Genomic DNA, 12,874 nt, shown 5'->3' with positions numbered 1-12,874 from the left:
AATGTTCAGGACTTGAATCGAATGCCTGTTTAGGAATGAAATGAGTAATGCCGGAGACGATTCGCGGCAGACGTGAAGATAAGGCTTGTTCAACTTTATCGCGAATTCATCCGTTCTTTTCGATCCGCCGTCCAGCTTTCCATCCAATGTGAAAATGAGCGTCGCATCGCTATCGCGGACGCTCCATTCTGTCCGCTGTCGGTACGATCTACTCGGTGTTTCGGACAGCCGATATTCGTCAGGAATTACGCCGTCTTCGGCCTTACGCCCTTTCGGGCACCATCCACCATGAGGCAGACAATTGACTATAGCCCAATCAAAGGCGGCCCGGTCTGCGCCAGTTTGTCCGCCCGAGATAATCTTGAATTTTGATCGAATGGGAGGCGTGCGATTCACTCATCCGCTCGCGTTGCCAATTTCTCAAATTCTTTCTTTGTCACTTTCTTTATTTCGCCAGTGGATTCCGCTTGCAAAACAACCTTGATTGGATCTCCTGCGAACCCGCGGCCTATGTAAATTTCTGGCTCGCTCCCAAGTCGAAATCGTCTACCCAGAAAATTCGGGCGAATCCCCGTCAATTCCCCTAAAATCCGCTTGATCATATACTCCCTTATCGCCCTAGTGTCTTTCGCAGCAATTGCCTGCATGCTTGATTCGCGCCATCAGCAAAAGCATCCACTCCACGGTCATGAATGAAACTCCGATATTTCTCCTGCTCGCGCGTTAAAGTATTGTGAAACACCTTTAATGTCAGTTCGGCCGTTGAACGATATTTAGGAGCGATGTCGTTTGGCATTGAGAGGACATTATCGGCAAATGCTTGTGCACTGACGAATTCTCCATTTTTCAATTCACTGGCAAATGCGATTGCACCAATCGCATTTGCAGCACAGACCGTACGAATTTGTTCCTCTGGCATATCTACCGCCCATTGCCTTATCAATTCCTCTGGCGTTTGCTGCTTGCCGCTTAGAGGACCTGAAAAGTGGCTTTCTTTTACCGTTAAGGGAATGGATTCTTGGCCAATTTTTTGCCTATTTGAGGAAATAAGCAAAAGAACGAACGCCATCCAAGCAAACGCGACGATTTTTGTCTTTTGGCTGTATCCCGCTCTTAGAGTGAGCCAACTAAAAACATATGGCGCGAAAAAAATTCCGATGCTAACTGGAAAACTCACTTTGCGCTGCGATATCATTTCGCTCATCTTCTGCATGATTGCAGATAACGGTGCTGCTTCATTGGACGCAACCAGCCTGCCTCGCTTGCGCGAATACATTGCCTGCCATTTGATTTAATTGGTTTTCCTCGAAACCTGATTCGCTCCAATTTTTAATCACAAACTTGAATTGTTCGCATTGATATCCATTGGCGTTGATCGCCATGTAATAGCGTTGCCATAATGGCTTGGGTCTATTCGCCTCCTGGCGTCTAGCTTCCGCCTCTTTAATTTCCATATCTCTTCGCCAAGCTTGCATTTCTTCTTCGTCTGCCTTCGGATCAGGTTTTATGTACTGAGCTTGACAAGCCTCATTCATTGCCATATTAAAATCCGGCGCTCCTTTATCATGAAGCTGTTGAAGATATTTTTCACGCTCGCTAATGGCCGTGGTAAGGCTATTTACCCACATCACTTTTGCCTTCGCGATATTTGCTTGGGAAATATTGGCTCGACTCACCAGTTCTTCTGCCATTGTTTTTGGATCAACGTCGCCGCCACGCTCCAATTTTTCGAGAGCAGTAGTTACGGATATCCCTGAAAGCCTACAGATATCTTTCAGTTCTGTTCTTGGGATATCTGATTCCGATGATTGGTCAGGTTTTGACACATCTTTTTTCTTATCTATACCTTCCTGATTTCCAAGCGCAATTTGAAGCCCTTTACCTGCCCCTGATTTTGAAGCGTCTTTATTTACCAACTCCTGTTGTATTGCCCAATTTAATAGCCAAATCGGCGCAACAACCACGAAGAAATATCCAGCCAGCTTTTTTCGATTTGCATCCTGTTTCCATTGGAGAATCCATTTCGGATTAATGAGCCCTATTACGAATAGAATCATTAATACCAAAATAATTCCACCGAGAACTTTGACGAAAATTTCGGCCGTCCCGGCTACCGATTGGCCCCCCCCTATTTTCTCTTCCGACGTAAATATATCGCTATGCTTCCTTTCCGATTGCTCTATCGCGTCAGTGGAAGATGATTTCGAAGAGGCTGTGGCGTGTGGTTCTAATGGAGCGGAATCACTTTCAGTTTTGAACTGAGTTGAAGCCATCTCCGAAGCAGACGGTGAAGCCTCTGCCGGTGTCGCAATGGTTTCGGATGTCGGTGTTGTAGTGGTTGCGGAACCGAGCGCCGCAATTCTTTCCAAATATGCTTGCTTCAAGCAGGAAGCGTCCTGGCATTTGTTCCTGACCTTCAGCCATGCTCTCTGCTCGGATTTGACCGAGTCCGCATTTGCCGATTCCGACAATGATTTCTTGTAGGACTGCATCAACTGGCTATCGAGGCTGGAGAGTTCGGCATCCGAGCAAATTGCATTCTCGATACGATTTGACGCTTTCGCGCAATCAAAACTGGCTGCGTCTGCGAATGAGCAAATGATGAAAAACGACAGACAGGTGAATATCCGCTTCAATTGTGGCCTCTTACTAATGATTATGGTTTCGCCGGTGGCAATTGTGATTTCCACCGGCGCTTTCGCTATGTCAGTTAGCTCCAACAATCGCGAGTTGTTCGCAATCGCTTGAGTTTTTGCACGCGATCCGAGTCACGACTACATTGCAACCCGAACACCGTAGAATGCATTCAAGCTTTCGATATAGCTGCCGTTTGGCACCATCCACGAGAACCAAGGCGATGGGAAATTCAAATATTTGCCCGGATACCAGCCGGTATGTGAATAAATCAATGCGCCGGAGCCTGAGGCAAGATCGACTTTCTGAATTGCTACGCCACCATAAAATGGTTCGGAGAGAACGCGAAGAATGTATGCGGTATTGTTCTTTATGATTACGTCCATGACGTTTTCATATCCCTGTGCAACAGGAAGAGTCGTTTTGGTGCCATTGGCGTAATCGCCAGTTGCGCCGCCTGCAATTATTACCGTGCTTGTTCCGCCACCTTGCCCGCCGGTAGAAGTCGTATATGGTTCGGTTCCGCCAGCAAAGAGGTTGAACTGCTTGGTGGTGGGATCCTGTATCAGTTCGACGGTCCAGAATGATGTCGCATATTCAAATTCTGGACGATCTACGCGACCGTAATCTGCAGTAAAGCCGCCCTTTCCATCGCCCATCAAAAAGTAAATCGGCGTCTTTCCACCTTGACCGCGCATGTCAGCCACAACAATGTCAACGTTTCCATCGCCGTTCACGTCGGCGGCTGAAGCGCTATGCGCATAGCCACTGAACGGTAGCTGCACATTCTTGTACGTTCCGTCAGCTTGGCTAAGTAGGGCACGATAATTCTCGCCAGGGTAAGGGGCAGCGTCATATCCGGTGCATGATGCAAAGACATCAGGGACGCCGTCGTTATTAAAATCCGCGACAACGAGTTTCCGAGGAAGAACACAACCAGAAGTATCAGTCAGTATGGCTGATGTTTTTTCCACCCAGTTGCCACTGCTATCCTTCTTGAAGAAGTGAACTTTTCCCGGAACAGTGGGAGGCCCCGAGGCATCAAGTGGATCATTCTCAGTAAAGGCGACCAATGAAAGCGAGCCGTCTTGAAAAAAATCCCCAAATGCATAACCGTTCTGAATGCCTTCGAAATTTGTGGGATCAACTACCGGGAGATTCTGAGCTGATATGCCAATATTTTTTGCATTGAGGTAGGACGAATTTTGAACTGGAATGGGCACGGTCAATGTCGCTGTTTGAGTTGATGTGCCGCCTGCACCAGTGCATGTCAATGTGTAAGTATTTGAGCCCGAAGTCGTTGGGGTTTGCATTGACGTTCCCGATGTCGATTGCGATCCCGTCCAAGCGCCGGAAGCAACACAACTGCTTGCGTTCGTCGTGGTCCATGTGAGATTAGCTGACTGGCCAAGACGAACCTTCGACTGATCCAATGACAGTGAAACCGTAGGACTAGGGGCCGAATTCCCTCCACCGCCACATCCGGCAATCGCGATTGCTACCGCAAACGACACAACCAAATTCTTCATCTCCACCTCAAAACGTTAAATTTTGAATAACTAATTTACAAGGCACTAAAATTGCCTAATTGCAACAATTAAGGCTACCGATTGAATTGACTGTCGGCTATACCCTAAATAGGGCATTTCGCATGCATAAATGCTGGAATAGTTGCATTTATGCAACTATAATATCACGTTTTTGTAGAATATATTCCGTGGATTGTCAGTCTACATGGGCCCATTCTGTGTGCCCATGGCAACCAATGCGAATAAAACCTTGATCACGATCGGAAACAACCTCCGGCGTATTCGCACGGAGTCCGGGTTGTCTCAGGAGCAGTTGGCGTTGGACGCGGACATTGACCGTACCTATGTCTCGCAAATTGAACGAGGGATCGCAAATCCCTCGATCCTGATGCTGAAGAAAATTTCAGATTGTTTGAAGGTCGGCCTGTCGGACCTTACGGCGGGCGTTTAGAAATTTCTACGCCGCGAGCGCAGGAGCGCTTGGACAAGACAAAGAAAGATCGAGGCGAATTGCGGTGCCAGTCGACAAATGTTCAATATCGAATGACGCGCCAATTTTTTCTGCGCGCGCTCTCATATTTTTCAAACCGCGCCCAGATTGCTTGCCAGTGTTAACAAAGCCAATTCCGTCATCGATAACTTGAACGCGAAGTGCGTCGCTTGAAAAACTGAGAGTGACTTCGACATTCTTGGCCTGTGCGTGCTTGAGCACATTTGTTAGTGCCTCTTGCAGAATCCGTAAAATCTGTAGTCCTGCATGCGGGGCAATTTCAAATGTATCCGGCATATTGCAGCTACGCCAGTTCAAATTCAACCCCATCGATCTGAATCTTGATTCCATCCGAAAGCGGAAATTTCCAAGAGCCGGTAACAAATCAGAGTCTTCTGGCGATAACGAATCGATCGCCAAACGCATGTCATCCAGGCATTCTTGTAGCAATGCGACCATGTCATTCTGCGTGGCTGCCCCACGCTGCACCATAACCAATGTCGATAGCAATTGCGACCCTACGCCATCGTGCATGTCTTGCATGATCCGTTGCCGTTCCTCGGTAGCCGCGTGATGCCGTTCCAATTTACGCAGTTGTTCATAACTGGCGGCTAATTCTTTCTCTCTGTCAGCCACGCGTAGAGCCAATTGTTCATGGATCGAATCGGCCTGCTTTAATGAGGTAATGAATCGCTCTAACAAAACGCAAGCCATCACCAACAAAAATGCCGGAATGCCCAAATGCAGAAGATAGTATTCCTGCAAGTGAAACATTCCGAGTTGGACCGCATAATCGTGAAGCGACAGCGCCAAGGCGAACACAATCGCCAGCACCATAGCAATACATGATCGCGTTCGTTGTCGGGCAGTGAAAATCACCAACCGAATCACTGCATATACGGTAAATGGCAGAAATCCGAGCATCCAGTACGAGTCCAGAGCCCTTCTGATCGGCGCTCCGATTAGCAGAAAAAGAACGCACCCGCCAAGCCAATACACAATCAGGAGCTGATTTAAACGAGGCCTTTTCGATTCGCTGTATTTCAACAGGAAGGTTGTAATGGAAACGATGAACCCTGAAGTCGTAAAGTAATAGAGAAAACGCCACGGCACCCAATACTCCATCGGCACTTCAGGAATGCGAAATATAAACGTGCGTAGCCCCCAAAACAGAACGCATACGCCAAAAATTCCGTAAAGAGCCTCTTGCCTCCGTCTTAGCCAAAACACGAGAATGAATGCGCCGGAAAGTAGGCAGATGACGGTCGCGATCTCGGTGCTCGTGTTTTCCCAGAACAAATGACGGTCGTATGACTCACGTAGCGGTTTTTCCGGGCCAATTTCGAATTCGCCAAAGCTGGTCAATGGCTCCCGAATTGCGAATCGCACCGCAATTTCATTCGCCCCATCATGAAGCGACAATGCTGGAACAAAAAATAAATGCGGACGAAACCAGCGTACTTGATATAACTGATCCGCACCTCGAATCTCGCCAATCTGGACACCATTCAAATAAATGGTTCCTCCACTGCGAAGCTTCGGAAAGTACAGCCAAAGCGGCTGCCTAGTATTAGCCGGAGTGAAAGTCGCCTTGTACCAATACCCGACTAAATCCCGGTCAATAGGTTTCGGCGCCCTGTGGGGGAGCGATGTTGTTTGCCAGCCTGCGTTATCAGGAGGAATACTGCTTGCGTCCGAAATGATGAATTCCGCTTGTTGAATTTCGACGACTTTTTGTCGGTTTTCAGCTAACGCAATTACAGAATACAGGCCGAGCAAAATTTGCAACGCAAAAGCAAAGGCCAGCGCGACACGGTTACAGTTGAATAATGCCCATCTTGGTGGCTTCATACACCGCCTCTCCGCGCGAATGCACCGCTAACTTATGATAGATTTTTTTTACATGCCGAGCCACAGTATGGGCAGAAATGAAGTGCAATTCTCCGATTTCTTTAAAACTTAAGCCTTTGGCAAGGACACGCAGGATTTGAACTTCACGATCCGTTAGTTCTGTGCTCGCATCAGACGAAGCGTCTTCCGAAGGTAGGGCTTCCATTTTTTTTACAGCCTCAGACTTATTCTGCTGAAATCTTTGCAGAATTTTCCTGGCGATGACTGGGCTGATCGGCGATCCTCCATTGCGTAACTCACGTATGCAATCGGCAATCTCGGTAGGCGAGCTGTCTTTCAAAATGTATCCGGTTGCACCAGCTTCAATGCTTGCAATGACATGGGAGTCATCGCCGAAAACGGTGATAACCATGACGTCGCAATCAGGATGAGTTTTCAATGCATGCTTGATGACCTCAATCCCGCTCATGTCGGGTAAGCCGAGGTCAACCAAATAAACATCAGCTCGATTGCTATCAATAAGAGCGAAGCCTTCTGATCCATTGGCAGCGAAGCCTGTCAGTTCAAATTCCGTATCAGACTGAATGATTTCGCAAAACCGAGTTAAAAATTCTGGATTGTCTTCAATGATTGCGACAGTTGTTGTTGCCATGCTTTACTCAGATATCGATGGCGTGCGACCAAGGTGTCGCCACCCGAAAATTGTTCATTTTTTACGTGGTAAGTCAGCTCGAATATGTTCTTTTAATGTTTGCCAAGCACGTAGTTTATCGGCGTATGCCAATGTGTAGGCCGGGCTGCTTGATGGCAGCTTGATAATTTGATAGCGATTAGCATTATCCTTAAGCGCCTTTAATCCCAGACGTACTGCAGTTCCGCCATTAAAGGCGATGGCCGTCAGCTGCGGAAGTTTGTTAATTAGACCAACGAGGTCGTTGTGGGCATGATCGCGAATCTTGCTATCGAGGCTGCCTTCCCGGTGAGCTTCAGCAACCACATCCCAAAGACCGATGCCATGCCGAAGTAGTGCCTGCAATCGATCCGGGTATTGCAAAGCATCCAATCGCTCCCCGATTACCTCGGAAATCAAAGTCCAAAATCTATTTTGGGGATTCGCGTAATACTGGCTCTGCGCCAGAGATAACTCACCTGGCAGACTTCCGAGTATCAAAAGCCGCACGTTTTCGTCAATTACAGGCTCGAAACTGCGCTTTCGGTTCATGCTTCTTGCTCTGCGTTGGAAGCATTTTGAATTTTAGCGAGGTGTTTAACTGCCTTTATCTTGTCTCGAATTGCAGGCTGATTTCTTGTTTCAAGCATTTTTCCATTCACGACCGAACGCTTGATACCGTTATGAAGGTGCGCAACGAAGAAACGCGCCGCTCTATCCGGTTTCATCGGCATCTTACTCAGATATGACGCAACTCGTTCAGGATCAGCCCCCTCATCCTTGAGATCCGCCGCGATCTGTTCAAGTTGTTCAGACGTATTGATCAATCCACCGGGGTAAAGATCAATGCGACGAAATACCTTCTGAACCTCGGTCAAGAGGCGAAAGCGCAGTCGGAGTTTGTCATCTAGATCCGTGTCTTTTGACTCAAGCTGACCGAGCAATTTCGCGATGTTCTCAACGAACGATTGATCATTGTGGCTCACATTTTTGTATGTCGCGATTTCTGTCTGCAACTCCAAACGTCGCTTCTTTAATTCGTTGACTTCAGATTCCGCATTGCGTAGCCGCTCCACAAGAAAGAGCACATCCCCACCTGTTTCAAGTGCCGACGCAAGGTTATTCATTCGTCGCTCAAGATCTTCCAGCTTGCCTGTACAAGCCGTAAGCTCGCTTTGCTTCGCGGTCAAGCCATCGGCCTTCGGTGATTCTCCTAGCACCTTCGCTATATTCAGCTCTTTCGTGAAAGATAATAACTCCTGCTCCAGATTACGCACGTTGTATGACACGCCAATGCAGCCGCCGCCTTGAAGCGATTTGGCACAATAAAGGAAGCCAGTGTTATATCCCGGTTTTCGTCTGATATGCACTGGTCCGCCGCAATATCCACATCTCGCCGTGCCTTGGAAAATGTTGTAGCACTGCCCCTTTCGCCCAGCATTGACTGTCTTTGCGTCGCGGCGGCGTGAAGCCCTTAATGCCTGCACTTCATAGAACAGCTCTTTGTCGATGATTGGTGGGTAGTAATCTTCGACGAATGTATTGGTTGTCGTGCGGCCATTGTTATCTTGATCGAGCTGGAGAACACCAATTACGGCGATGTTCTGAAGATTGAAGCCGACCGTACTGTTTTGCCAGTATTTTGCATGTTGGGCGGTCGGAATTTCCCGTTCGTTCAGGTATTTCGCTATCGAGACGTTTCCAAGTCCATCTTTGGCCAATTGAAACATTAGTCGAACGGTATCTGCCTTATCTTCATTGATTTCGTACTTCGAACTGTCCGCTGATGGCTTCAACCACCATGGGCACCGGCCAGACATGACCTCTTTGTTCGATTTGACGCGCTCCTTCTTCTGTTTCCATGCCTCGGTAATCCGCCTCGATTTGACGGCCGATTCTTCATGCGCTCGGGACATGGATACCAGCGCCATAATCAAAGGCGTCCAATCGTTCTTCAGCCTTTCCTTGTTATAGAGCGCTAAATCAGTAAGTGTCACAATGGTGATGCCGCGATTGATGATTGCTTGAAAAATCTGCAATGCATCTGGCACCGGCAAGCGGGAAAGGCGATCCAGCGATTCAACAAGAAGGTAGGAATTTGGCGCGACTCGCCCTTCATCGATCGCGGCGATGAATTTGCCCAACGCACCACGTTCGACATTGGTTCCGGTGAACGCTGAAACGCCCAAATCGTGTACGTTGAGCGTTTCGTCAAGGGTTAGATTGTGCTCCGCAGCATAGCGGCGTGACGCCTCTAGCTGGCGCCGCAGGGAATCGCCGTGAAGTTGGACCGGGGAGGAAAAGCGAACGTAGGAATAGGCAACTGGCACAGGTTTACAGAGGGAAAGAACGACTAGCAGATTATACCCATCCGAGTGTCAAATTGACCAAAACTTATAGTAGATATAAAACTAATAACGATCAAATCTATTGCTGAACTGAAAGCCCCATATTTATGGGAATCATTCAGCCTTCATTTGTGACAATATTGCCTTTTGGATACTTTCCAGGTATTCGTAATTGCAAGTTGCCTAACAGTGCTACGGCAACGCACAAAACAACAATCAGACGACATGGTTTCTGTAAATAAACTCAAACCGACGAAGCGCGAACTTGTCGCAGATATCCTTGCCTCTCTGGGCCTCCCCGCTCCCTCTTCGTTATATGACTGGTGCTACGGAAAAGCTGATGGCACGTGTGTAATGTTCCAATGGTTCGACAAGCTTCAAGAGTCGGAAATTGGCATTTGTTTTCTCGAAGATTCAGAAGCTTGGGCGAGCGACAATCAGGGCATTGCTGAAACGGTTCAAATTAATCGTGCAACTGCCGTTCACAATTTGGTGCTAAATGCATATATCAAGAAGCGTCCAATCCATGTGGCAATTGTTGATGGAACGATCAAAGAAACTCCACTCAAAGATATTGAGCGTAAAGGTCGGATAAAAGAAACGGGTCAAGCAAAATTTCGTGTTCTGGATAACGAACTTTGGTGGCCGCATCATAGGGATCCACTTACTGGTCAAATAGTGGTCGTTCGTGGCGTACCGCAACCGGAAGACTTTGATCCTCTGGCCGACTACTCATCCGGTCAGCCTAAGCAATCAGAGAAAATTAACTCACCTGACGACGCCCCCTCTTCACCGCAAAAGAAATTTGTAAGTGCAACTGCAATTTTCGATCGCGATCCGGAAGTCGTACGTCAAGCAAAAGAACGAGCGAAGGATGGCCGATGTGAATACTGCAAAGAGCTAGGATTTTCTACAGGAGAAGGAAAATATTATCTCGAAGCTCATCATGTCATTCCGTTGAGCCTCGGCGGACCCGACAGAATATGGAATATTGCAGTCCTTTGTGCGAACGACCATAAACGCGCGCATTTCGGAATCGATCGCAATGCACTTCGTGATCACCTCATTCACTTTCTCGAAAGTCTTTATCCCACCGCAAGCGAGGAATTGCGTGATTTGGCTATGAAAATGGATAAAAACACGAATGCTTATGAAACCCTCGAAGCTGATGCTCAAAGCTAAGCGCCCTTTGCCGCGCACAATCAACAATTATGCGTCATTGAAATGAACGAATACGTGACCGCAATCGCCGCAGTGATTTCCGGGCTTTTCGCTATCGCGGCAGCGTTCATTGCTTGGCGACTCAAAAATGCGAGCGATGCCACCCTTCGGAAACTAGCCCTTGACAAAGAACGGCACGAAGAGTTGAAGGCTCTCTTTACGTCCACTTTTCAACTGTTCGAAAATTCCATGAGGGAAGTCACCTCCAGAGAGGAATTTAGCCTTTCACAGAAGTTCAGCGAAAACAATGCAAAAATTCATCTTCTAGCGCCGGAAAGAATTGTCAAACAATACTCAGAAGCGGCGGAATTACTGGAAGCATGGTCTTCTCTATACGCTAAGGCTAGCCCCCGTAGAATGACGATGGGGGATGGGGTCGTAACTATTTTACAAGCGCCCGACCCGGCAGCCCAATATAAAGAACCCGCAAAAGAGGCCTACCGAAATCTACAAGACAAGCTACAAGAGCTTGTAGCTTTAATGCGAACTGAACTTAACGGTCCCGCATAACCATTCCATCCTCCTAAAGCACGACACAGAAAAATAGAAATTCATGCCATTACCACTATTCCTCGCATTTGCGTTGCAAAACCCGAATCTAACGGCAGATGCGATCAACAAATACAACACACCAGGGCAAGTCGATGCCACGCAACTGCAAAGCAGTGTGGCTGACTTTGCCATGCAAGCAATCAACTGCTATCACCACTCAGCTCGATTTCGTGGAGTCGACATTCTTGGCGGGCCATGGCGTGAACAAGAAAAGTTTGGTGCTGAAGGCTCTGTTGTACTTCGCGTTCATCTAGGTGGCGTTTCCGGTTCCGGCTATCAAATGATTATCGCTGCAATGGCGAAAGGCGAAAACTACAGAGCTTTCGTTATCAATGAAAACACGCTCGTTCCCTACAATAAAAATTGTTCATTAGAGCGCTGGACCTCAGCTCAGAGTTCTGAATGAGCAATAGTTTCGAACATTGGTGCCATACTGGCCGCGTTCGAGGTGTCAAACTGAGCAAAATTTAAAAAGCACAGTTTGTTTATTACATTCCGTGAATTTATCGCCTTTCTTCCAGTGAGCGCACTAAACGCGAAGCCTTATTCTGAAATTATTTAAACCGCCCACTCTGTCACACATTGCTACGAAATCGTGATTATCAAAGAACTTGATCCGTTCGACTCCGAAGACAAATTTGCGAAGGCTGGCCGTGCAGCAGAAGAACAAATGGCGTTCTATCTCAAACGGTTCTTCGCCAATGATCCAGATTTCCTTGTCCTGAACAGCATTCGATTGGAATCAGACGGCGATGCAGCGCAGGTCGATCACTTGATCATTCATTCCCACGGTTTAGCAATCGTCGAAAGTAAGAGCGTTCACGGCAAGATTCAAATCAAGGATGATGGACAGTGGATTCGCTGGTTTAACGGTAACCAGTCAAAAGGCATGGCATCGCCGATCACTCAGGCCCGTCTTCAGCAGCGATTCTTCCGTGATGTACTAGGGAAGGCTTCGAATAACCAAGATCTGTTCAATAAGATCAATTTCGACATCTTTATTGCCATTTCGGATTCCGGTGTCATCCTTTGGCCTCAATCAGGCGTCGTTGAAGGCGTATGCAAGGCTGATCAAATTGCAGATCGCGTTATTCAACGGCGTGATGAACTCTCGAAGGCTTCGCCAACGGCATTGCTTTCGCAGGGCAACAGGGAAAAGATTGCCACATTTCTGAAAGCAAAGCATTCCCCCCTCGTCAAACAAGTGCCCATCCTTGATGCGGAGGATGACATTCAACCAACCGCAAGCGAACAGGCTCCAAGTGAAACAGCGCCCTCCCAGACAGCGTTGCAATGTTCCCATTGCCATTCGCAGAACATGGAAGTTCGATACGCGTACAACTATTTCGGTTATTGCCGGGACTGCGAGAAAAACACCCCGATTAAACCGGCCTGCCCAGCATGTGGATCTGCGGCGAAATTGCGGAAGGCAAAGCAGGAGTTTTACGTGGACTGCGGCGCATGCGGACAGTCGACACTTTTCCACGTAAACAAGTAAATTTGGGTGTCAAACTGACCAAAACTTAAACCGTTTCTGGCACCTGATGACGGCACTGACCGGCGACGACCTGCTGCGTCT

Annotated in this window: 13 protein-coding genes; 5 read left to right on the top strand and 8 right to left on the bottom strand. The window is 47.8% G+C overall.

Translation table 11 applies throughout. The features are described from left to right. The 4 genes from A6M56_RS24160 to A6M56_RS24145 all read right to left on the bottom strand — a co-directional run. The coding region (locus tag A6M56_RS24160) for a putative molybdenum carrier protein (RefSeq protein WP_286758495.1) at positions 1-396 on the bottom strand (396 nt) is incomplete at its 3' end. Between the two features lie 214 nt (positions 397-610). Beyond that, on the bottom strand, positions 611-1,276 hold the full coding sequence (locus A6M56_RS24155) for a hypothetical protein (protein WP_286758494.1): 666 nt from the start codon (positions 1,274-1,276) through the stop codon (positions 611-613). Next, entirely contained in the window at positions 1,236-2,690 is a 1,455-nt protein-coding gene (locus A6M56_RS24150; RefSeq protein WP_286758493.1) for a lysozyme inhibitor LprI family protein, read from the bottom strand. Before A6M56_RS24150 ends, A6M56_RS24155 begins: the two co-directional genes overlap by 41 nt. Positions 2,691-2,774: 84 nt before the next feature. Then, entirely contained in the window at positions 2,775-4,163 is a 1,389-nt protein-coding gene (locus tag A6M56_RS24145; protein ID WP_286758492.1) for an FG-GAP repeat domain-containing protein, read from the bottom strand. Between the two features lie 226 nt (positions 4,164-4,389). On the opposite strand from A6M56_RS24145, the gene A6M56_RS24140 reads away from it, so the two are divergent. Further along, a complete protein-coding gene (locus A6M56_RS24140) occupies positions 4,390-4,614 on the top strand; it encodes a helix-turn-helix domain-containing protein (RefSeq protein WP_286758491.1) in 225 nt (74 codons plus the stop codon). A 6-nt stretch (positions 4,615-4,620) separates the two neighbouring features. Here the strand turns inward: A6M56_RS24140 and A6M56_RS24135 are convergent, their stop codons facing one another. Genes A6M56_RS24135 through A6M56_RS24120 form a run of 4 tightly spaced genes read right to left on the bottom strand, consistent with a single transcriptional unit; the run spans position 4,621 to position 9,504 of the window. After that, positions 4,621-6,504: a sensor histidine kinase gene (locus A6M56_RS24135; RefSeq protein WP_286758490.1), complete on the bottom strand. Its 1,884-nt coding sequence runs from the start codon at positions 6,502-6,504 to the stop codon at positions 4,621-4,623. Next, complete coding sequence (locus A6M56_RS24130) at positions 6,470-7,156, bottom strand: response regulator (protein WP_286758489.1); 687 nt, start codon at positions 7,154-7,156, stop codon at positions 6,470-6,472. The genes A6M56_RS24135 and A6M56_RS24130 overlap by 35 nt, the downstream gene beginning before the upstream one ends. Positions 7,157-7,210: 54 nt before the next feature. Then, the gene (locus A6M56_RS24125; protein ID WP_286758488.1) at positions 7,211-7,726 is read right to left on the bottom strand and encodes a DNA-deoxyinosine glycosylase; all 516 of its coding nucleotides are present in this window, start codon (positions 7,724-7,726) and stop codon (positions 7,211-7,213) included. After that, positions 7,723-9,504: a recombinase family protein gene (locus A6M56_RS24120; protein WP_286758487.1), complete on the bottom strand. Its 1,782-nt coding sequence runs from the start codon at positions 9,502-9,504 to the stop codon at positions 7,723-7,725. The genes A6M56_RS24125 and A6M56_RS24120 overlap by 4 nt, the downstream gene beginning before the upstream one ends. A gap of 243 nt (positions 9,505-9,747) precedes the next feature. Here A6M56_RS24120 and A6M56_RS24115 point away from each other — a divergent pair, with 243 nt between their 5' ends. The 4 genes from A6M56_RS24115 (at position 9,748) to A6M56_RS24100 (ending at position 12,793) form a co-directional block, all read left to right on the top strand. After that, on the top strand, positions 9,748-10,704 hold the full coding sequence (locus A6M56_RS24115; RefSeq protein ID WP_286758486.1) for an HNH endonuclease: 957 nt from the start codon (positions 9,748-9,750) through the stop codon (positions 10,702-10,704). Between the two features lie 42 nt (positions 10,705-10,746). Next, on the top strand, positions 10,747-11,253 hold the full coding sequence (locus tag A6M56_RS24110; RefSeq protein WP_286758485.1) for a hypothetical protein: 507 nt from the start codon (positions 10,747-10,749) through the stop codon (positions 11,251-11,253). A gap of 43 nt (positions 11,254-11,296) precedes the next feature. Beyond that, positions 11,297-11,701 carry a hypothetical protein gene (locus A6M56_RS24105; RefSeq protein WP_286758484.1) on the top strand — a complete coding sequence of 135 codons (405 nt, stop codon included), beginning with the start codon at positions 11,297-11,299 and terminating at the stop codon, positions 11,699-11,701. Between the two features lie 189 nt (positions 11,702-11,890). Continuing rightward, positions 11,891-12,793, top strand: a complete 903-nt coding sequence (locus A6M56_RS24100) for an NERD domain-containing protein (protein WP_286758483.1) — start codon at positions 11,891-11,893, stop codon at positions 12,791-12,793. Positions 12,794-12,874: the final 81 nt, after the last annotated feature.

The sequence above is a fragment of the Ralstonia sp. RL genome, assembly GCF_001683835.1.
In the GTDB taxonomy this organism is placed as follows: domain Bacteria; phylum Pseudomonadota; class Gammaproteobacteria; order Burkholderiales; family Burkholderiaceae; genus Ralstonia; species Ralstonia mannitolilytica.
This window is presented reverse-complemented; position numbering and strand designations above follow the sequence as displayed.